Here is a 21,093-nt window from a genome sequence, read left to right on the forward strand (position 1 = left end):
CGTTTAGTGGGAGCGCAGAAAAACGCGGACGACACGAGCGTCGCCGATTCGACAAACCCGACGCTGGGACGTCCGTTCAGCCATCCCAGGAAACCTGGACAAGGTGCTCCACAGCGGAAGCGGAATTGCGCGAGCCGTCCGACTGCCCTTCGCAGTGTCCGATGTCCGACATGCGACAAAGCAAATTGGAACCGCCACCTTGTTTTACAAGCGATTTCTCCTTTGGCACGATCTGTGCGTGGAGATGAGCGAACGCTTCACGGACCGAGGAGATGAGCCTTGCAGAGCGAGGGGCAATGTCGATGTGGCTTGAATGCTGGGCAAACGCATATGCGACCGCCTTTGGCGGCTACGTTGGCCACCACTCGAGGACAAGCAATTCGTCGTCGATACCCCTTCCAACGGCATGGCCGTAGAAGGCGTGCCAGAGAACCTAAGTCACCCAGATCGACGTCGCCGGGTGCCGAAGAGCGGGAGCCTGACCGTTGCCGCAGACGGCAAGGATCGGGCCCCGCAGAACGCCTGACCCATGCCGGCCAGTGTCGATGTTGCGTCGACCCCACAGAGAAGCACTGCGCCAGTTTCCCTTCTATAGGAGCAATACTTGATGACCGTGAACAAGAGAATTCCCTTCGCGACGTTTCGCATACGTATTCGCGACGAATCTATTGGCGGGCCAAATCCGTTCCGCTGGGATGACAAAACTTCCGACGACTATTTCAGGGGCAAGCGCGTCATCCTGTTCTCGCTGCCTGGTGCCTTCACGCCGACTTGCTCGACTTACCAAGTGCCGGATTTTGAAGCGCTCTATGATGAGTTCGAGAAAGAGGGGGTTGAGGCGATCTACTGTGTCTCGGTCAACGACGCCTTCGTCATAAATGCTTGGGGCAAGGCCCTGGGGCTGCGGAAAGTTCGGCTCATTCCGGACGGCTCGGGCGAGTTCACGCGCAAGATGGGTATGCTGGTGGCCAAGGACAATGTCGGCTTCGGCATGCGCTCCTGGCGTTACGCCGCCGTGATCAACGATGGTGTGGTGGAGCAATGGTTCGAGGAGGAAGGTTTCTCCGACAACTGCGAAACCGACCCCTATGGCGTCTCGTCCCCGCAGAACATTCTTGAAACCCTGAGGGGCGCAAAAACCACGGCCGCGGTATGGCCTAGTGGAGTCAACGTCCCACAGAGCCCGTTGCGCGCAGGCTAGGGGCATTGCGATAATCATGAAGCCCTCAGCAAGCCTGCTTCAGAGCCAGAAGCAATCTCTGGTTCTAACACCTCAACTCATCGAGTCGATTCGGTTACTGCAACTGGCGCATATTGAACTGCGCCAATTCGTAGAGCAGCAAGTCGAGAAGAACCCCCTTTTGGAGCTGGCTCCAAACGACAGTGAGGCTGATGGTGATGTCCCGTCGGTTTTGGGCGAGGATCCGCCCAGGGGCGAACGCGAAAACGGGGCCGAGCCTTCTGAGCGGCTCAGGGAAGAGAAGTCAACGCGCGACACACCCGCTGCCGGGTCAGGGGAAGACCATACCGCGGAAAGCTATGTCGCCAATCCCGAAACACTGCACGAACATATCGCTCGCCAGATCGCCTTCACCGCGTTCAACCCACAGGAGCGGATGATTGCCGGCGCGCTTGCCAATCATCTGGACGACATCGGGTACCTTCGGGTGGACCTTTTGGAGTTGGCGGGAATCCTGAATGTTCCCCTGTCTGTCGTGGAAAGGGTTCTGGCAGCCTTGCAGCTTTTTGACCCACCGGGGCTATTTGGGCGAACTCTCGGCGAGTGCCTTGAAATACAGTTGCGTCAGCAAGACCGGTTCGACCCAGCGATGGCAGCTTTGGTGGCCAATGTCGAGATGTTTGCTGACCGTGACTTCAAGGCATTGCAGCGGCGTTGCGGGGTCGATGACGACGACTTTGTAGACATGCTGCACGAACTGCGTGCGCTCGATCCCAAGCCTGGCAACCGATTCCAATCAGGAGGGCCGGAATCAATACAACCTGAGGTCTGGGTGCAGCCGTCGCGCGAAGGTGGATGGAATGTCGAACTTGATCCTGACACGCTCCCCAAGGTGCTGATCGACCAAAGTTATTTCGTCAAAGTCTCGCGGCTCACCGCCCATAACCCACAGGATCAGGCATTCCTAAACGAATGCATGGAGAACGCGATTTGGCTTGTCCGCAGCCTCGATCAACGCGCCAAGACGATCCTTAAGGTGGCCGCTGAGATCGTGCACCAGCAGGATGCCTTTTTGAGACATGGCGTGGCGCATCTGCGGCCCCTCAATCTCAGAACCGTCGCTGATGCTATCAACATGCATGAGTCGACTGTCAGCCGGGTGACGTCGAACAAGTACATGTCCACGCCGCGCGGCGTGTTCGAACTGAAGTATTTTTTCAGCGTCGCCATCGGCTCTTGCGGAGGCGGCGACGCCCACTCCGCCTCAGCCGTTCGCCATCAGATCAAGGCGATGATCGCCGCAGAAGATGCCGTGCTTTCCGATGAGGACATTGCTGTGCGGCTGAGGGAAAACGGCATCGACCTTGCTCGCCGCACCGTCATGAAATACCGGGAGGCAATGAACATCCCCTCCTCCGTGCAACGGCGCCGGGAGAAGCGTGGCTGGCGTTGATGGCAATCAAATCTGCCCGCTCGTCCCCGCGGCGAAAGCTTCATGATTCAAGTCGAGGGCGTTCTTGATTGGTGTGAGAGGTGGCTGTGGCGTTTGTCCGGCCCAGGTCGCGCCCCGCTGGGGTGCGGTCGCTCCGCCGGGTGCTGAACCCGTCCTGGCAATCGCGTGAACAGCTGCCCGCGGCATCAAGTCTGGCCCCCCGTTTGCGCGGTGATATCGAGTTGCTCCTCGGGAAGGTCGTCGAACGAGGCATAATTGAGATTGTAGAGTTTGAAGTACAGCCCGCCCATGGCCATCAGGTGATCGTGGTTGCCGGTTTCGATCACTTCTCCGTTCTGCAGCACGATGATGCGGTCGGCATTGCGGATCGTGGCAAGACGGTGGGCAATCACCAAGCCGGTGCGGCCTTCCAGAAGCTTTGTCAGAGCTTTCTGGATCAGCATTTCCGTGTAGCTGTCGATGTTGGCGGTTGCTTCATCGAGGATGAGGATCTTGGCATCGGCCACGAGAGCGCGAGCGAAACTGATGAGCTGGCGCTGACCAAGCGAGAGATTGCCGCCGCGCTCGCCCAGAGGGGCGTCGTAGCCGCCGGTCAGGCTCATAATGAAGGTATGGGCGCCGACGGCTTTGGCGGCTTCGATGACCTCGTCGCGCGTCACGTCCGTCCTGTGATAGCGGATGTTGTCGAAAATCGTCCCCGTGAAGAGGAACGGCTCCTGCAGGACCATGGCGACCTGCCGTCCGAGCGATTCCTGGGTCAGATCGCGCACATCATGTCCGCCGACCAGCACTTGGCCGCGCTGGACGTCATAGAAGCGGTGAACGAGTGCCATGGCGCTCGATTTGCCCGAACCGGTTGGGCCAACCAGACCGACTGTCTCCCCGGGGCTGATCTTCAAGGAAATGTTTTTCAGCACCGGATGTTTGGGATCGTAGCCGAAAGTGACATTCCTGAATTCGACCGAACCGTCCATCTGCGGCGAAAGCGCCTTGGCGTCCGGCTTGTCCTGAATCTCGATGTCCAGGTCGAGCACCTCTGTCAGCCGTTTGCCCGACGCCATTGCGCGTTGCATGACAGAATACTGCAGCGTGAGCGAGCGGATCGGGTCGAAGAAGCGCTGGATATAAAACAGGAATGCTATGGTCACGCCCACATCAATGGGGTCGTTCACGACCTTTGAACCGCCCAGGACGATGGCGGCCATGGCAAGGCCCGTGAGGGTATCGACAATCGGCACCATGACCTGGGCGTATTTGGCAGCTGTCAGTTGCGTCTTGAGATTGGCATGGGCCTTGTCGTCATAGAGGAGAAAGTTGACCTGCTGGCGATCCATGGATTGGACGGCCCGCACGCCATGAATTGCCTCGGCCAGCGCGCCATTGGTGGCCGAGTTGGTCTCAGTCGCGGCCATGAAGGCATTGCGGGCGCTCGGCAGCCAGACCATGCGGACGATGAAGAGGACTGGCAAGACCGAAAGCGTAAGGAGCCCCAACGATAAGTCCAGCCACAGCATGACGAAGATGATGCCGAAAAGAAGGGCGATATCGCCCACCGAAAGCACTGAGGTCTCGAGAAATTCCTGGATTGAACTGACATCGCCCTGGAGTCGCGACATCAAACGTCCGACCTCGGTCTGGTCCATAAAGGAAAGGGACACCTTCTGCAGATGGCCGAACATGGCGCGGCGAATGTCGAAGAGCACAACCTCGACCATTTTGCCGATCACGCTCTGTTGCATGTAGCTGGCAACGCGATTGACCAGAATCGCGAGAAAAAAGGCGCCAGCGGCCGCAAGCAGCGCAGAGCGATCGCGGCTTCCCGGAGTGATGGCGTGCTCGACCGCGTAGCGGATGATCAGCGGGATGAGAAGCTGCACGCCGGCGCAGATCAGGACTGCGACAACCGCGATAACAGCCTTGATCCGGTAAGGCTCAACGAATGCCCAGATCCGCCGAACAATGTTCTTGTCAAAAGCCTGTCCGAACACCTCGTCTTCGATCCGATGCGAGCCGACGACAGCGCGCGGCGGGCGCGTACCGTCGCGGACACCGTTGCGTTCGCTTTCAGCGTCGGCGATCTGCGACATCAGTTCGCGCCGTCATCATCGCGTGGGCGCGTCTGAAGATTGTGAAGAGCCTCATAGCGCCCTGCATTGACCAGAAGTTCTTCATGAGTGCCGCGCTCGACGATCTCGCCATTTTCAACGAAAAGGATTTGATCGGCGTGCATGACGGAACTCAGCCGGTGGGCAATGATGATCGTCACGCGGTTTTTGGCGAAACGGCGCATGGCCGAGCGAATGCGCTGTTCGGTGGCCGCGTCGATCGCCGCGGTCGAGTCGTCAAAAACAATGACTGATGGGCGCAGCATCATCGCGCGGGCGATTGTGAGACGCTGGCGCTGGCCGCCCGAGAGGGAAACGCCACGTTCGCCCACGACCGTCTTGTAGCCAGCGGGCAGACCCAGGATGTAGTTGTGCAGCTGGGCGGATTCGCTTGCGCGCTCGATCCGCGATTCGTTGGCCCAGGGGTCTCCATAAGCGATGTTGTTCTCCACCGTTGTGGTGAACAAGAATGGATCTTGCTGCACGACCGCGACCGCCGTGCGAAGCGAGGAAAGAGTGACATTGCGGATGTCTTGCCCATCAAGCGTGATGGTGCCGCCGGTGACATCGTAAAAACGCGGGATCAGGTGAGCGATTGTCGACTTGCCCGAGCCAGGTGGACCGACGATAGCGACAGTCTCACCTCTACGGGCCTGGAAACTGATATTCCGCAGGATCTGGCGGTTTTCAGCGCCAGGATAAGCGAACGAGACATTGTCAAAGCGCACAGTGCCCTCGCTGATCTCGAGGGGACTAGCGTGGGGTGCGTCCTTAATCGTGATGTCCAGGTCGAGGAAGCCGAACAGACGTGAACCGCATGTCGAAGCGCGAGCGAAAGCGTTGATCATCAAACCGATTTGGCGGACCGGCATTTGCAGGACGGTCATGAATGTCAGGAACGTCGTGAGGGTTCCGACGCTGATCTCACCCGCGATGACCTTGCTGCCGCCAATCCAGAGGACCAGCCCCATGGCAAACAAGAAGGAGAAGGTCATCGCCGAAGTGTCGCGCGCGTAGATGTCGGCGCGTTGCTGGGCAAGTGCGAGCGCGTTCTTGGAGGCACGCTCGAACTTCAGCATCTCATGGGCTTGTGCGGCAAAAGCGCGGACAACGCGGATGCCGCAGAGATTTTCCTCCATGACGCGGCTCAGAACGGAGAGCCGCCCCTGCAGTTCGAACCAGGTGGCGCGCAGCTTGAGCTGGGTTCGCGATGAGCGCCATGCGACGAAGGGCACAAAGCTCAGCGCCAGAACACCGAGCTCCAGATTGGTGGAGAGCAGAATGTAGGCGCCAATGCCGATTAACATGGCCAGCAGGACAGCGCGGACCAGCGCTGTGGAGAAATACCAGCACACACCTTCGAGATCGAGCATGCAGATGGTGATGAGATCGGCTGAATGCCCCTGGTCGTGAAAGGAGAAGCTGAGGCGCTGGATCTTCTCATAGCAGGCGAGCCGCAGCTCATAGGCGAAGTGATGCCCGACCGATTCGGCAAAGTAGTTCTGCGCCAATGTGAATAGGCCGCGCAGCACACTGACGGCGAGCAGCAGGAGAGCCGATATCCAAAGCGCTTGTTCGACGGCACCGCCGGAGATGCCCTCACCGATCCGGACCTGGTCAACGGCCTGACCGAGCAGTTTAGGAATGAGCAGTTGGAGGGTTGCGGCGATGAACGTCGATCCAATTGCGAAAGCAACCTGCCACCGGTGACGCAAATTCATGTAGGTAATACGCGTGAGCGTTCTCAGGCCCTGGCCCCAGCCCGCCGCCTCGACATGTGCGAACGGATTCCTCGGATTGTTTGCTGCGCCATCGGCATGACTGTTCACGGTCGTAAGTTCCAGATCTGTTTGCCTCAGCACTGGCGAGCACGTTGGGCGGCCTACCGGCACAAGCACTTGCTGGAGCACAATTACCCAAGGTTGGCGTTCCATTTTTCCTGTGTTCCGGGCGTTAAAGTTCAGCGTGACGAGCAGGTGAACGGCTGAGCTCGGCGTGATCGAAAGACGCGAGTCCTTCGAGATGGTCATTGGACGGCACTGCGTCGGATGATCTTTGCCATACCGCGGCCCAATGGGTCGGGCGGGTATGCGATCGCTTCCACATCGGAGTCGGGGTCGATCAGCGTTTCGAAGGCGGAGACCGCTGGTAGTGATAAGGGAAGGAGACTGCGGGGCAGGACGTCCCGCAGCTCGTCACGCGAAAGCCAGCTGACTCCATTGTAGTCGCCTCGCCGGCATCGATCTTTATGGCTGCGATCTCATCGTCAATCAGTTCGCTACCGGTCTCTGCGCGCTCCGAAACGTCGAAGCAGAAGCGGCGGTGTGCCGATGGAATCGGCGATGGGTCGCAGCTGATGATCAAGATCTTTTGCCGAAGGTCGACAATGGCGGCGAACGTGTTTTGGGAGGTGGCCAATGTAAATGCCACGAGGCCCATTGAATGGGGATCTGAGGCAGACCTGACATGATGCTGTCCTTCCTTCGCTGCGGTGTCACGGGTGACATGAATGGCGGTCGCTTTCTTGCCGCCTCGCAACGAAGGAGCTTCAAAACTTATGCCAACTGCCTCGAAAGAGCCTCACAGAACAGCTTTCCAGATTATTCAATGGCTTGAAGAGAGGCTGGCGGGACACCGCGATGTTGTGGGTTCGACAAAGCCGACAGCGGGTGTTTGGTGCCCAGCATTTCTAGAGGAAGAGCGGATGCGCGGGGAAAAGCCCTACCCACGCCATCGCACCGGCTGCGTGTTGTGCGATGTCCGACGATTTACGACCTGCGACGTGCCGGTGCTAAAAACATCACGTTGTTTTAGAAAACAACTTTCTCCTTGGCACGGCACATGCGTCGCCATCGGCGAACGCATCGCGCACTCGAGGAGAAGGCGTCCCATGATCACGCTCACCGAAAATGCTGTCGCCGCGGTAAGGACCGCGCTTTCCCAAGCCGAGGAGCCGGCGGAAGGCCTGCGCATTAAAGTCGAGGGGGGCGGCTGCGCGGGACTGAAGTATCTGATGGGCTTGGAAAGCCTCGCGCGTGAGGGCGATGCGATCATCGAGACAGGCGGCGTCAGGGTGTTCGTGGACGTAAGCTCGCAACTCCATGTCGCGGGTATGACGGTCGATTTCGTCACCAGCTTCGAATCCTCTGGCTTTGTCTTCGATAACCCGAACGGACGTGAAAAATGCGCTTGTGGGAAGTCCTTCGGCTGATGGCCTGAGAGAAGAGACCCGTCGACGTTCGGGTCTGCCCTAATGCGTGTTTTCGGTCAGCTAAGGAGAGCTTCATGAGGCCGGTCTATCTCGATAACAACGCGACCACGCGAGTGGATCCTGCAGTCTATGAAGCAATGCGGCCGCTGTTTATGGATCAGTTCGGCAATCCTTCGTCAAAGCACGGATTTGGCGCTGCCGTGAGCGTGGCCATGAAAAAGGCGCGCCAGCAGGTGCAAGCGCTGATCGGCGCGGAATTCGACGATGAGATCGCCTTCACATCGGGCGGAACGGAAAGCAACAATGCGGCGATCCTTTCGGGGCTGGGGGTAATGCCTCACCGCACAGAGATCGTGACCTCCGCGGTCGAGCATCCGGCTGTGCTGAAGCTGTGCGAGCATCTTGAGAAGACGTGCGGCCTCAAGGTGCACAAGATCCCGGTCGATGACCGTGGCCGGCTCGACGTCGACGCCTATAAGGCGGCGCTGACCACGAACGTGGCAATCGTCTCGATCATGTGGGCAAACAATGAGACCGGCACGATTTTCCCTGCCGCCGAGCTTGCTGAATTGGCCAAGGAAGTCGGTGCCCTGTTCCATACGGACGCGGTGCAGGCGGTCGGTAAACTCCCGATGGACCTGAAATCCACAGCAATCGACATGCTGTCGCTCTCCGGTCACAAGCTGCACGGCCCCAAAGGGATCGGTGCGCTTTATGTGAAGCGCGGCGTGCACTTCCGTTCGCTGATCAAGGGCGGGCACCAGGAGCGCAACCGGCGCGCCGGCACGGAGAATACCCCTGGCATCGTTGGGCTTGGGAAGGCAGCCGAACTTGCCATGAAATTCATGGATGAGGACAGCAAGCTCATAAAGTCTCTCCGCGATCGGTTGGAGTGCGGACTTATCCAGCGCATTCCAGACGCTTTCGTGACCGGCGATCCGCTGGATCGGCTCTCGAATACAACCAACATCGCCTTCGAGAACGTCGAGGCCGATGGCCTGCTGCTCCTTCTCGATCGCGAGGGGATCGCCTGTTCCTCTGGCTCCGCCTGCGGTTGCGGCTCGCAGGAGCTCAGCCATGTCCTGAAAGCAATGAACGTTGCCAGCAGCGCGGCACAAGGGGCAATCCGCTTCTCCTTGTCGCGCGACAACAGCGGGATGGATATCGACCGGGTGCTCGAGGTCATGCCCGCACTGGTGGCGAAGCTCCGTGATCCGTTCCCAGCCTGCGACGGATACGGCGATGGCATTTGAATGCGGATCTTGGTGGAGAACAGAAAGCCGAGCCCGAGACCATCATCACCGAACAGGGAGATTGCAATGAGCCACTGTCCCGCCGAAAGGCCAATCATCGACGTCACCGACATTCTCACGCGGCTGAAAGGCTTGTCTGCTGCGGAGGAGTTCTTCGTGGCCCTTGGCGTCTTCTATGATGCCAAAGTGCTCGATGTCTCGCGGCTCCACATCATGAAGCGCATGGGCCAATATCTCGCCGAAGAGGACTTCTCCGGCGTCACCGACCAGGTGATCGCCGCGCGCGCGCGCGCGACACTGGAACGGGCCTATGAGGACTTCGCGACGTCCTCGCCGCTCAGGCAGCGGGTCTTCAAGGTGCTCAAAGACCACGATCCAAATCGCCCCGCCACGCCGGGCCGCCCCTTCGTCCCATTCGATTCCATCCTGAAACCGTTCGGGAAGGAGTGAACGCGACACGGTTGCGACACGACAACGTCGTGAAGCCGACAAACCCGCCTCTCACGGACACACCTCAGAAGCAGAGTGCCGCGGCTCAAAGGTATGGCGCGATGCTCAGCGGTTGGCACGAATGATGCTTGCAAGGAGATGAAGCGCCAAGCCGCATCCCGATAGGAGCCAGAGAGACCGCATGCATATCGTCGTCTGTATCAAGCAGGTCCCGGACTCCGCGCAGATACGCGTCCACCCGGTGACCAACACGATCATGCGCCAGGGTGTGCCGACCATCATCAACCCATACGATCTGTTCGCCCTTGAAGCAGCACTCACACTACGCGACATCGATGGCGGCGAGGTCACCGTGCTCACCATGGGTCCTCCTATGGCAGAGGACGCACTGCGCAAGGCGCTCACCTACGGCGCCGACCGCGCGGTGCTCCTGACCGACCGTTTTTTTGCCGGCTCCGACACCCTGGCGACCTCGTTCGCCCTCTCTCAGGCAATTGGCAAGATCGGTGAGACGTTCGGCCCGCCAGACATCGTCTTTACCGGCAAGCAGACAATAGACGGCGACACTGCCCAGGTCGGGCCGGGCATCGCCAAGCGCCTCGACCTCCTGCAACTCACCTACGTCGCAAGGATCGCCTCCCTTGATCTCGATGCACGCGAGATCACGGTCGAGCGCCGTACGGAGAGCGGCACGCAGAAGCTGAAGAGCAAGCTTCCTTGTCTCATTACGGTGCTGGAAGGTATTAACGAGATCCGTCGCGGCTCGCTGCACGATGCCCTGCGCGCCGCCCGCAGTCAGATCGTAAAGTGGAGTGCGGCCGACGCCGGTATCGGGGACCTCGGCAAATGCGGTCTTCGCGGATCGCCCACTGTCGTGAAGCGTGTGTTCGCCCCGACCAGCCGGGCAGAAAAGGCGGTGCAAATCGACACCGCAGATAAGGCGCTGCGTGATCTCGCTGACGAGCTGATTGCCGCAATTTTCGCGCGCCAGCCGGCGCTGGAACACGAATTGGCCTTCGAGGGTGGCTCAGGGCAAGGAGCTTAGGATGTCGAGCGTGAACCGAGAAACCCCGCCTGCCGGCAGTCGTGCCGGCATGAAGAAGGATCTGCCCGAGCATTTCAAGGATTATCGGCACGTCTGGGTCTTCATCGAGCTGGAGCGCGGCGAAGTCCATCCGGTTTCTTTCGAACTGCTCGGGGAAGGTCGCAAGCTGGCCGACAAGCTTGGCGTGCAGCTTGCGGGAGTCGTGCTCGGACCGCCGGGAGAGGCCTCTTGGTATGCCGTCGCCCAGGCCTTCGCCTATGGTGCCGATCTTGTCTATATCGTGGAGACGCCGCTGCTCGCCGACTATCGCAACGAGCCCTTCACTAGGGCAATGACTGACCTGGTCAATACATACAAACCCGAGATCCTGCTTCTGGGTGCCACCATGCGTGGCCGGGACCTTGCCGGCTCCGTGGCGACTACCCTGCTGACGGGTCTCACGGCTGACTGCACTCAACTTGACGTGGATCCTGACGGTTCGCTTGCCGCGACCCGGCCGACTTTCGGGGGTTCCTTGCTATGCACCATCTATACGCTCAACTGCCGGCCGCAGATGGCGACAGTGCGACCGAGAGTCATGGCGATGCCGCAGCGTATGGAAAAGCCGGTCGGCCGGGTCGTCGAACACAAGGTGTCGATGCTCGAGGACGAGATCGTCACCAAGGTCCTTGGCTTCCTGCCCGATGCGCAGTCGGTAAAGGCAAATCTGGCCTATGCCGATGTCGTCGTTGCGGGAGGCCTCGGGCTGGGCGGGGCGGAGAACCTGCAGGTTGTGACGAAGCTCGCGCGGGCGCTCGGCGCCGAATATGGCTGTTCGCGTCCGCTGGTTCAGAAGGGCTGGATGCCGGCTGAACGGCAGATCGGCCAGACTGGCAAGACCATCAGGCCGAAGCTCTACATCGCGGCCGGAATTTCCGGCGCCATCCAGCACCGGGTGGGCATTGAAAGCGCCGATCTGATCGTGGCCATCAATACCGATCCGAACGCGCCGATTTTCGATTTCGCCCATATCGGTATCGCCACCGATGCGATCCGCTTCCTGCCGGCGTTGACGGAAGCCTTCACCCGGCGGCTCTCGCCGCACAGTCGCGACAAGCTTGCGAGCTAAGGGAGACGGCTATGCTCGAGGAAAAGTTCGACGCTATCGTCGTAGGGGCCGGCATGGCCGGGAACGCAGCTGCCTTCACGATGGCAAGCTGCGGCCTGAAGGTGTTGCAGTTGGAGCGCGGCGAGTATCCGGGCTCGAAGAATGTCCAGGGCGCCATCATGTATGCGCACATGCTGGAGAAGATCATCCCGGACTTCCGGGATGACGCGCCTCTTGAGCGGCATCTGATCGAGCAGCGCTTCTGGATGATGGACAAGACATCCCATGCTGGGATCCACTATCGGTCCGACGATTTCAACGAGGCAAAGCCAAACCGTTACACAATCATCCGCGCCCAGTTCGACAAGTGGTTTTCACGCAAGGTGCGCGAGGCCGGCGCGACCGTCCTGTGCGAGACGACGGCGACGGAGCTCGCATACGATATCACGGGCAAGGTCATAGGCGTTCGCACCGACAGAGCCGGCGAAAGGATCTTGGCGGATGTGGTCGTACTCGCAGAAGGCGTTAACGGGCTGCTTGGCACGCGGTCGGGCCTGCGCGAAATGCCGAGGCCAGAAACCGTGGCGCTGGCCGTCAAGGAAATGCATTTCCTGCCCGAAGAGGTGATCGAGCAGCGCTTCGGCCTCAAGGGCAATGAAGGCTGCGTGATCGAGGCGGCGGGCACCATCTCCCGCAGCATGACCGGGTTAGCGTTTCTCTACACCAACAAGGAATCGATCTCACTTGGCATCGGTTGCCTCGTTTCCGATTTCGCCGCCACCATGGAGAGCCCCTACGTCCTGCTCGACGGATTCAAGAACCACCCTTCGGTCCGGGCGCTGATAGCGGGCTCGGAGGTGAAGGAATATGCCGCCCATCTTATTCCCGAAGGTGGTTATAAGGCGATCCCACAGCTCTTCGGCGATGGTTGGGTGGCAGTCGGTGATGCAGCGCAATTGAACAACGCGGTTCACCGTGAGGGTTCGAACCTCGCCATGACTTCCGGCCGCATCGCAGGCGAGGCGATCGTTCAGGTCAAGAGCCGGAACGCCCCGATGACCAAGCGGAACCTCGTCCTTTACAAAACCATGCTGGACAATTCGTTTGTCCTCAAAGACTTGCGAAAGCATAAGGACATGCCGGCACTGCTGCACACCAACTCGCACAATTTCTTCATGACATACCCGCAGCTGATTTCTCTGGCCGCGCAGAACCTCGTGCGGGTCGACGGCACTCCGAAAATCGATAAGGAAAAAGCGACCACTGCTGCGTTCATAAAGGCGCGTTCGCGCTGGGGGCTGGTCAGCGACGCGCTTCGCCTGGCATTCGCCTGGCGCTGAGGGAGAGCAAAAATGACGATCACAGTGCCGGCCGTACGCGTCGAGGACAAGCTATATCAAAACCGTTATCTCATTGATGCAGGGCGTCCGCATATCAAGGTGCGACCTCACCAAAGCCCGAGCGCGAACCTGCTCGCGTTGACACGCATCTGCCCTGCCAAATGCTATGAGCTGAACGCCACGGGCCAAGTTGAGATCGCGGCCGACGGGTGCATGGAGTGTGGCACATGCCGAGTGCTGTGCGAGGGGAGTGGCGAGATCACGTGGAATTATCCGCGCGGCGGTTTCGGTGTCCTCTTCAAGTTCGGATAGTTGGCGCATTCAGCGTTCTTAGCAGCCCGGGTACAACTTATAATTGCGGCAACACGTCGCATCGCATTCTACCCGTTAACCGCGCACCTCTCGCATTGTTGAAGTGCATCGGGGTTCCGAAAAGGGGAAAGTTGTTTTACGAAACAGCTTAGCCTTAATCGAGGAGCGCCCCGATGCAGCCACAGTGATGACGGATCAATTCGATTTTTGCGCCTGCCTGAACGGCACGCCAATTGCCGGTTTTGACGGTGGAACGAACGCTCGGATACTGACGCACTTCCGCTGGGCTTGGCGGACACTGGCGATCGGGTTGGTTGGCCCCTTTGCCCAATGCTCATGGATGTCCGCAATGCCGCATTGATGAGCACGCGGTGAGGACGCTGGTGGGTCAGCGCATCTTCGCCATCGCTCGGCTATGAGGACTTGAACGACCGCGACGAGTTGCGCCATCATCGGGTGATGGCGGTGCTGGCGGACAAGCTTCAAGGATCTGTGCCTGGGTGTACAGGCCGCCCCGGCCGACCGTTTGCACCAACCGCAAGCCGCAAGTCGACCCTGATCTTGTCATGATTGCTAGGGACACATATCTCAGAAACTCAGCGTAAAGGTGTGCTTGGCGAGTGCATCCTAGACAAATTCGGAGGCACTTCCATGGGGCACATGCGGCGGGATGAGGGCGATAAAGCAGGGCCTTGGGGCGCCACCGAAACCATGCGCATAACGGCTATCTCGCTCAGGGGAATCTACGAGATATCGAAGGTCCTGACCGCCCCCGCCCGACTGGAGACCACGCTTGCCAATGTCATGACCCTGCTCTCCTCGTTTGTGCAAATGCGTCATGGAGAAATCATTGTCCTGGGGGCTGACGGAGAGCTGGAGTTTGCAGTACCTGCTGGCAACGTCCATCCAACTCAATCAGCCACTAGCGGCAGCATACCGCAGGCCGTGCTCGACCAAATCGTCGCCACGGGGACGCGGTTCGTCGCACAGGATATCAGCAAGTCCGAACTATTCCAGGCTGATCCCCAGATGCCCTCGAGCGGCGACACTCCCCCGGTTAGCTTTATTGGTATCCCCCTCAAAGCTGAGGGCGAAACCATTGGAACATTGTGGATCGACCGCGTCGGGGACGGCTCGACCAACTTCCACCATGACGAGGACGTAGGCTTCCTAGGTGTCGTCGCCGGACTCGTTGGCCAAACCATCCGCCTGCATCGCCTCCCGAGCATGGACGGTCAACGGCATGTCGAAGAGAAACCGGAACCATCGCCCGCCGATGGAAGGACGGATGGTGACCGGCATCCGCACGTCAAAATCGACGGAATCGTGGGGAAGAGTCCCGCGCTCAGACAGGTGCTCGAAATGGTCCCGGTCGTGGCAAGCACGAATGCCCCCGTGCTGCTGCGGGGGGAAAGCGGCACCGGCAAGGAAGCCTTTGCAAAGGCAATCCATAAATTCTCACCTCGGAAGAACAAGCCCTTCGTCAAGTTGAACTGCGCCGCGCTCTCTGAAACCGTCCTGGAATCGGAACTGTTTGGGCACGAAAAGGGCGCCTTCACTGGAGCTATCTCGCAGCGCGCCGGCCGTTTCGAATTGGCGCATGGCGGAACCCTGTTGCTTGATGAAATCGGCGAGATTTCGCCTTCCTTTCAAGCTAAGCTGCTGCGCGTCTTGCAGGAAGGCGAACTGGAGCGGGTCGGCGGCACCAGAACGCTAAAGTTCGATGTCCGGCTTATATGCGCCACCAACAAGGACCTTGAAAAGGCTGTGCTGAATGGGGAGTTCAGGTCCGACCTTTATTACCGCATCAATGTGATACCAATTAGGTTGCCTCCGCTCAGGGAGCGCCCCGGAGACATTCGACTCCTTGCCGAATTCTTTCTCGATCGCTTCAACAGGGAGAACAATCGCGATCTCACCTTCTCGTCATCGGCGCTTGATTTGATCTCGCAATGCGAATTCCCTGGAAATATTCGCGAACTGGAAAACTGCGTGCGAAGGACGGCGACACTTGCCCGGTCGAAGACGATAGTTCCGTCGGATTTCGCCTGCAGGAATGGCCAGTGTCTTTCTTCGCTCATCTGGAAAGGAGCCTGCTGTTCGCAGGGCCCAAATGGCGTCGCCGATCTCGCTTGTGGCACCATGAACCGAGATGGATCGCAGCTGCCGGCCGATCGGAACGATCCCAACGGTCACGCAATAGGCAGCCCGCGCCTGACGGAACGCGACCGGCTGCTCGACGCATTGGAAAAATCCGGCTGGAACCAAGCAAAAGCGGCTCGTATCCTGGGCCTCACGCCGCGGCAGGTCGGCTATGCTTTACGCCGCCACGGTATCGAGGTCAGAAAATTTTAGACGAGCTTAACGTCTGAACCATGTGAAGTTTCGGAGTGCCCTCCGCCCTGTGCGGGCCAGAGGTGCCGTTGCTCTGTCGATCGATACGCTCCTTCAATGTCGGAACCCGGACAAATCCAGGTCGTAGCGAACTGACAAATCAGACACGAAAAGCCGAGATCTTGGGTAAATGTCCCCTTTTGGGGGCTGGCATAGCTCTTGCGCCTGGATGTGTAAGTCAGCCAGGAGCAGAGCCATTCGATGTCGGCACCGAAGATTTCGCTTCAAAGCGAAACCACCGCGAAATCGGCTGGATGCGCGTCTTCAACCTGCGGCTCGTCCGCAAGGCCTAGCGACATGGAGCCGGCCATTTGGGAGAAGGTCAAGGACCACCCGTGCTATTCAGAAGAGGCGCACCATTATTTCGCGCGCATGCACGTAGCGGTCGCCCCGGCCTGCAACATTCAGTGCAATTACTGCAATCGCAAGTTTGACTGTGCCAACGAGAGCCGACCTGGGGTCGTCTCGGAAAAGCTGACACCAGATCAGGCGGTGCGCAAGGTGATCGCGGTCGCCAATGAAGTACCGCAGCTTTCCGTGCTCGGCATCGCTGGACCGGGCGACGCCTGCTTCGACTGGCACAAGACAAAGGCCACATTCGAACGCATCGTCAACGAAATCCCTGACCTCAAGCTTTGCATCTCGACCAACGGGCTGGCGTTGCCGGACCATGTCGCCGAGCTTTGCGACATGAATGTCGACCACGTGACAATCACCGTCAACATGGTCGACCCGGAAGTCGGCGCAAGGATCTATCCCTGGATCTTCTACAAGCACCGCCGCTACACCGGGGTCGAAGCCGCCCGGATTCTGCACGAGCGGCAGATGTTGGGCCTGGAGATGCTGACGGCGCGTGGCATCCTGACCAAGATCAATTCAGTGATGATCCCCGGCGTCAACGACGAGCACCTGATCGAGGTCAATAAATGGGTCAAGGAGCGCGGCGCCTTCCTGCACAACATCATGCCGCTGATTTCGAACCGGGAGCACGGTACCCATTACGGCCTGACCGGGCAGCGAGGCCCAAAGGCGATGGAGCTGAAGGCTCTTCAAGATCGTCTGGACGGCGGTGCCAAATTGATGCGCCATTGCCGGCAGTGCCGGGCCGATGCCGTAGGCTTGCTGGGCGACGATCGTGGCCAGGAGTTCACGCTCGGTCAGATCTCCGACGAGGTCACCTATGACGCAAGCAGGCGCGACGCCTATCGCGAGGTGGTCGCGCGCGAGCGCGGCGATCGAGCGGTGGCCAAAAGCGAGGCGACCGAACTGGTCAAAGCAGCGGGCTCGGGCAAGTCACTTCTTGTCGCCGTGGCCAGCAAGGGCGGCGGCCGCGTCAACGCACACTTCGGTCACGCGAGAGAGTTCCAGGTCTATGAGGCCTCGCCGAAAGGAATCAGCTTGGTCGGGCATCGGACGGTCGAGCAGTATTGCCTCGGTGGCTGGGGCGAAGATGCCACCCTAAAAGGCGTGATCGCAGCCCTCGAAGGAATAGACGTCGTGCTGTGCGCCAAGATCGGGGATTGCCCGAAAGCTCAGCTCAGGGGAGCCGGAATCCGGGCAATGGATGATTATGGCTATGAGCATATCGAGACCGCGATCAGCACGGTTTACGCCGCCGAATTTGGGGCCAAACCATTGGCCGCGACGGCCTGAGATCTCTCAATCAACTGACCAGGAGTTGAAGAAAAAATGGCGTTCAAGATCATCGCATCCCAATGCACCCAATGCGGTGCCTGCGAGTTCGAATGTCCTTCCGGTGCGATCAAATTCAAAGGCGAGGCCTACGTTATCGACGCGGAGAAGTGCACCGAATGCAAGGACACCTTCGATGCACAGCAATGCGCCTCGGTCTGTCCGGTGGAGATGACCTGCGTTCCCGCCTGACGTCTGATCGGCTCGCGAGGCGCCTTGAGTTCTTCATTCCAACCTCCAACTGCGAAAAGGAAGAAAAGCCATGACGCTCTGGCGCGAACAGGAGGTCGAAATCCGCAAGCCTCCACGATTCATGCCGGGTGAACGGGTCCGCGCCACCCGCCACATCAAGAATGACGGCACCTACCCCGGCAGGGAGATCGGAGAAAACCTCGTGTTGAAGGGTGACGAAGGGTACGTGCGTGACATCGGCACCTTTCTCCAGCAGTTCTACATCTATGCGGTCGAATGGATCGGCCGTGGCACAGTCGTGGGAATGCGGGCGCGCGAAATGGTGAGCCTCGAGAATGCCGGGGCTCTTCGTAGCGCGGAAATTACGTCTGCTCCTAGCAAGGGAGCAGCCGGATGAAGTTGATGATCCGCAGGACCAGCGCCGGCCTGTCGGCCTATGTTCCCAAGAAGGATCTCGAAGAGCCGATCATTCAGGTTGAGAATGAAGGCTTGTGGGGCGGGGCCGTAATGCTCAGGAACGGCTGGCGCTTCGTCCTGCCCGACCTTCCGCGAGATACGCGCCTGCCAATCACCGTTGAGGCCAGGAAAATATCCGACGGGGATTAGGACGGCGGATTGACGGCATGAAGCCAAGAGGACTGAGCATGAACACCTTCTCGCGCCATCTTTTAATCACTCGGGACAGCCATGCGGACACGCGGCTTGACCTGCTCAAGGGAGCGCTCGCCGCCGACGCGATCATTCCTTACCTTGGCCCGGGTCTCCTCCAGCTCGGCTGCGCAAAGCCCGTTGTACCGCATAGTCCTGAGGCGGTGGCCGCGGCCCTTACCAAGCGCGCCCCGGCTCCATCCAAGATCCGCACCAATATGTGGTCTGTCGCGCAGTTTATTGAGCAGCGCCGGCGTCGCCGGACGCTCCAGGGTTGGATGGCCGAGATCTTCGCCGGGCCGGCAGCGCCGACGGTCCTCCACGCCTGGCTCGCCACGCTGCCGCTCTCGCTCATCGTCGACAGTTGGTATGATGGCGCCATGCGCGCGGCCCTGGTCGCGACCGGCCGAACGGATGTCGTCGAGATACAAGGCGTCACGCGGGCGAAAGAAACCAGGGACATTTGGACCAAAGCCTATGATTTGTCCGGAAACGAACTCGACGCGGTACCACCGGTTGAGACGGTCCTCTATGTGCCTCATGGCAGTGTCAGGCCGGCGGCAAACTTCCTGATCTCAGATTCCGACTATGTCGAAGCGCTGACAGACATCGACATCCAGACGCCGATCCCTGATCAGGTGAAGCAGCGGCGCAGCAATCGGGGGTTTTTCTTCGTCGGCTGCCGCTTCGACGATCAGATGCTGCGCACCTACGCCCGGCAGATCATGAAGCGCTCCGACGGCCCACATTTCGCGCTAATCGATGGGTCGGTGCTGACCAGAAACGAACGCCGTTTCCTGGCAGCGTGCGCAGTCACAGTCATTGACATGCCGATAAGCGAAGCTGCGGCTCGGCTTGCCGGCTCAGGCCTGTTACCAAGTGGCCAGGACCGTTGAGCCAGGCTCCAGCCGACACTGGATCACGCCCCCGGCTGAGATGAGTGCGGCTGGCGGCGCTCCTATGGCGACGGCTTCGTCACCAAGGTCCGGTGTCGGATGCCTACACCCTCCTGGAACACAACGGCATTCGTGCCGCCAAAAACGAAAGTGTTGCTCAGCGTCACTCGCTCTCGCTCTCGCTCGCCACCTTGGGCGTAGTGTCGAGATCGCAATCGGGATCCGGCTCACGATAGTTGGCCGTAGGCGGCACGACACCTTCACATATGGCATCACGCAGGCGACGCTTGATCGCGACTGTTCCGGTTTCGTTGGTTTTTGTGCCGCTGCCGTGCGCGTTGAAACAGTCAACTTCCTCGACCTCCTGCCCGGCATCGGCCAGGCAGGCACGCATCGCGCGTTGCGGCCCCTTCCCATTCCTTCGACATGCGGCCGATGGGGGCCAGCGGGCCCGCGATCAGTGCCAGCACCGCGCCCCTGCGTTTGAGGACGGCCGGTTGCTCCAAGAAATCTGGTTGGCCTGTCGGATAGTGGGCATAGGTGTCCTTTCATAGCTCCGGGCCGTTTCGGTCAATCAAGGTACCCGAGGGCCACTCATTGATCTGGCGCGCAACTGGCACAACGACCACGAGTGCGTCCTCGACGCGAGTGGGCGGCAGGTCGGCAAACACATCCCGGAGGGTCGACCGGACGCGCACGCCCGATTTGATGGCCGCTAGACCGCCCCGACACCATCTTTCCATGTGGCTGCGCATCGCGTGCCGAACGGTACCGAAAGCAAAGGGCACGCCAAGCTGCTGCAACGTCGGATACATGACGCTGATTGAATGGCTTATCCCAAGCCTTTCAAGATCCTGGCGCACACCGTATAATCCGAGCTCGGCCACCAGCAGATCTTCATCGCCAACCTTTATGAAACGGCGCAGAGCGCCCAAATGAGCCGCTACGCCGCGCGAATCGTAGGCGATTGCGCGCAGCTCAGGCCTGGCACCGGCCCAACTGCGGTGGCTTTCGAATGGCTTCGCGTTGAAGGACCCGGTCCGTGCAAAGATAGTTCTGAAGAACTCGGCGAGTTCTTTGTGATCGGAGAGTTCCAGCTCACTCTCCCAACACAATTTCCACCGCACTTCAGAGCTCATGGACGCTACCCCTTGCTTACATCATTCGAAGCACTGGTCCGGTGCCAGGCACAGCTGCTTCACTCTGGGCGTGGTTCATGCAACACCCGGCCGAGGTTGGTAAAATTTGTTGTTTGGATTAACACCATCGACGTCATGAATGGGAGTGCGCTACCTGCCTTCGAGTACGGCCTTCCGCCTACAGGTCCCACGCCGTGGGGGCGAGTATAAACCACACGAAAATAGTCGAAACATGTCGCCCAGTTTGCAGGCGGCCGGTCCCCTGCTGAGGACGGCTAGAAGAACTGTCCTCAGGCCGGATTGGGCAAGGACATCAGCACGGAAACCTCCTTGCGTTCTTCGAAACTAGGAGCTCTTGAGCGCTCCAGCGTCGTGCGAACAAGCCAAGCGGGATGCTTCCTGTAATAGTATTTCCCGCATCCAAATGCTTGCCACGTCGTTGTTATGAAGCGCGGGCCATTGTACGGCCTCGGTGAATACGGGAAGCGGCCGCGGAAGGTCGACGATCCGCAGGGGTATCGATTTTGCAAAGTGGGTAACCAGCCGTAACGGTACCGTCGCTATACGGTCGGTGCCTGATAGCACGGGCGGGATCATGCTAAAATTCTGCACGACGACTTCGATACGTCTCTCGACACCGTGCTCGAGCAAAAACCATTCTTCGATGGAGGGTCGCAGCGCACCCCGGAAATGGGG

General features: G+C 59.5%; 18 protein-coding genes and 2 pseudogenes. 15 read left to right on the forward strand and 5 right to left on the reverse strand.

Annotation, left to right across the window (positions count from 1 at the left end; translation table 11 throughout):
- Positions 1-607 precede the first annotated feature (607 nt).
- The gene (locus M727_RS0127160) at positions 608-1,201 is read left to right on the forward strand and encodes a peroxiredoxin (RefSeq protein ID WP_027155270.1); all 594 of its coding nucleotides are present in this window, start codon (positions 608-610) and stop codon (positions 1,199-1,201) included.
- Positions 1,202-1,217: 16 nt separating this feature from the next.
- Entirely contained in the window at positions 1,218-2,633 is a 1,416-nt protein-coding gene (gene rpoN, locus M727_RS0127165) for an RNA polymerase factor sigma-54 (RefSeq protein WP_027155271.1), read from the forward strand.
- A gap of 185 nt (positions 2,634-2,818) precedes the next feature.
- Here the strand turns inward: rpoN and M727_RS0127170 are convergent, their stop codons facing one another.
- The gene (locus M727_RS0127170; protein ID WP_027155272.1) at positions 2,819-4,720 is read right to left on the reverse strand and encodes an ABC transporter ATP-binding protein; all 1,902 of its coding nucleotides are present in this window, start codon (positions 4,718-4,720) and stop codon (positions 2,819-2,821) included.
- Complete coding sequence (locus tag M727_RS0127175; RefSeq protein WP_245269018.1) at positions 4,720-6,459, reverse strand: ABC transporter ATP-binding protein; 1,740 nt, start codon at positions 6,457-6,459, stop codon at positions 4,720-4,722. The genes M727_RS0127170 and M727_RS0127175 overlap by 1 nt, the downstream gene beginning before the upstream one ends.
- Positions 6,460-7,628: 1,169 nt before the next feature.
- Between M727_RS0127175 and M727_RS0127185 the strand changes: the two genes are divergently transcribed.
- The 13 genes from M727_RS0127185 (at position 7,629) to M727_RS0127245 (ending at position 19,258) form a co-directional block, all read left to right on the forward strand.
- The gene (locus M727_RS0127185) at positions 7,629-7,949 is read left to right on the forward strand and encodes an iron-sulfur cluster assembly accessory protein (RefSeq protein ID WP_027155275.1); all 321 of its coding nucleotides are present in this window, start codon (positions 7,629-7,631) and stop codon (positions 7,947-7,949) included.
- A 74-nt stretch (positions 7,950-8,023) separates the two neighbouring features.
- Positions 8,024-9,202, forward strand: a complete 1,179-nt coding sequence (gene nifS, locus M727_RS37655; protein ID WP_051505764.1) for a cysteine desulfurase NifS — start codon at positions 8,024-8,026, stop codon at positions 9,200-9,202.
- Positions 9,203-9,268: 66 nt separating this feature from the next.
- Positions 9,269-9,652, forward strand: coding sequence for a nitrogenase stabilizing/protective protein NifW (gene nifW, locus M727_RS0127195; protein WP_027155276.1), 384 nt, complete (start codon positions 9,269-9,271; stop codon positions 9,650-9,652).
- 181 nt (positions 9,653-9,833) lie between these two features.
- A complete protein-coding gene (locus M727_RS0127200; protein WP_027155277.1) occupies positions 9,834-10,697 on the forward strand; it encodes an electron transfer flavoprotein subunit beta/FixA family protein in 864 nt (287 codons plus the stop codon).
- Position 10,698: 1 nt separating this feature from the next.
- The gene (locus M727_RS0127205; RefSeq protein WP_027155278.1) at positions 10,699-11,805 is read left to right on the forward strand and encodes an electron transfer flavoprotein subunit alpha/FixB family protein; all 1,107 of its coding nucleotides are present in this window, start codon (positions 10,699-10,701) and stop codon (positions 11,803-11,805) included.
- A gap of 11 nt (positions 11,806-11,816) precedes the next feature.
- Entirely contained in the window at positions 11,817-13,124 is a 1,308-nt protein-coding gene (locus M727_RS0127210; protein ID WP_027155279.1) for an FAD-dependent oxidoreductase, read from the forward strand.
- Between the two features lie 12 nt (positions 13,125-13,136).
- Positions 13,137-13,436: a ferredoxin family protein gene (locus tag M727_RS0127215; RefSeq protein ID WP_027155280.1), complete on the forward strand. Its 300-nt coding sequence runs from the start codon at positions 13,137-13,139 to the stop codon at positions 13,434-13,436.
- 651 nt (positions 13,437-14,087) lie between these two features.
- Complete coding sequence (gene nifA / locus M727_RS0127220) at positions 14,088-15,791, forward strand: nif-specific transcriptional activator NifA (protein WP_027155281.1); 1,704 nt, start codon at positions 14,088-14,090, stop codon at positions 15,789-15,791.
- Between the two features lie 240 nt (positions 15,792-16,031).
- The gene (gene nifB, locus M727_RS0127225; protein WP_027155282.1) at positions 16,032-17,483 is read left to right on the forward strand and encodes a nitrogenase cofactor biosynthesis protein NifB; all 1,452 of its coding nucleotides are present in this window, start codon (positions 16,032-16,034) and stop codon (positions 17,481-17,483) included.
- A gap of 36 nt (positions 17,484-17,519) precedes the next feature.
- A complete protein-coding gene (locus M727_RS0127230; protein ID WP_027155283.1) occupies positions 17,520-17,714 on the forward strand; it encodes a 4Fe-4S binding protein in 195 nt (64 codons plus the stop codon).
- Between the two features lie 70 nt (positions 17,715-17,784).
- Positions 17,785-18,111: a nitrogen fixation protein NifZ gene (locus tag M727_RS0127235; RefSeq protein WP_027155284.1), complete on the forward strand. Its 327-nt coding sequence runs from the start codon at positions 17,785-17,787 to the stop codon at positions 18,109-18,111.
- Entirely contained in the window at positions 18,108-18,320 is a 213-nt protein-coding gene (nifT, locus tag M727_RS0127240; protein ID WP_027155285.1) for a putative nitrogen fixation protein NifT, read from the forward strand. The genes M727_RS0127235 and nifT overlap by 4 nt, the downstream gene beginning before the upstream one ends.
- A gap of 38 nt (positions 18,321-18,358) precedes the next feature.
- Positions 18,359-19,258 carry an SIR2 family protein gene (locus M727_RS0127245; protein WP_027155286.1) on the forward strand — a complete coding sequence of 300 codons (900 nt, stop codon included), beginning with the start codon at positions 18,359-18,361 and terminating at the stop codon, positions 19,256-19,258.
- A 62-nt stretch (positions 19,259-19,320) separates the two neighbouring features.
- Here M727_RS0127245 and M727_RS0127250 read toward each other — a convergent pair.
- The 3 genes and pseudogenes from M727_RS0127250 to M727_RS40590 form a co-directional block, all read right to left on the reverse strand.
- Positions 19,321-19,667 (reverse strand): annotated as a pseudogene (locus M727_RS0127250) (hypothetical protein); the annotation flags it as partial.
- Between the two features lie 139 nt (positions 19,668-19,806).
- Positions 19,807-20,397, reverse strand: coding sequence for a NodA family N-acyltransferase (locus tag M727_RS0127255; RefSeq protein ID WP_027155288.1), 591 nt, complete (start codon positions 20,395-20,397; stop codon positions 19,807-19,809).
- 345 nt (positions 20,398-20,742) lie between these two features.
- A pseudogene (locus M727_RS40590) lies at positions 20,743-21,093 on the reverse strand (LysR family transcriptional regulator); the annotation flags it as partial.

The organism is Mesorhizobium sp. WSM2561, from assembly GCF_000513915.1.
In the GTDB taxonomy this organism is placed as follows: domain Bacteria; phylum Pseudomonadota; class Alphaproteobacteria; order Rhizobiales; family Rhizobiaceae; genus Mesorhizobium; species Mesorhizobium muleiense.